Genomic DNA, 237 nt, shown 5'->3' with positions numbered 1-237 from the left:
CGCCGCCAGCAACGCTGTCATTGCTGCCAAAACGCTGTTAATAAGTTCCATTCGTGGTTCCATAGGCAAATCCTCCTTTTTGCCTATGATTATACCAGTTTCCAGTGTTGTGCTAAACTCCGCTTTACCACATATTGAAAAGGGATCCATTAGAGCAAATGCAAGTACAACCGGCGCGATGACTGCAATAAAATTCTCGAAAGCTTTCACGATAGCTCCTACTGTTGCACTTAGCCT

Annotated in this window: 1 protein-coding gene; it reads right to left on the bottom strand. The window is 44.7% G+C overall.

Annotated elements, in window-relative coordinates:
* On the bottom strand, positions 1-210 hold a 210-nt coding region (locus CI595_RS26510), incomplete at its 3' end, for a hypothetical protein (protein ID WP_205728132.1).
* Positions 211-237 lie beyond the last annotated feature (27 nt).

The sequence above is a fragment of the Blautia hominis genome (assembly GCA_002270465.1).
Lineage (GTDB): Bacteria > Bacillota > Clostridia > Lachnospirales > Lachnospiraceae > Blautia > Blautia hominis.
The sequence above is the reverse complement of the archived record's forward strand: the minus strand, read 5'-3'. Positions and strand labels throughout refer to the sequence as shown.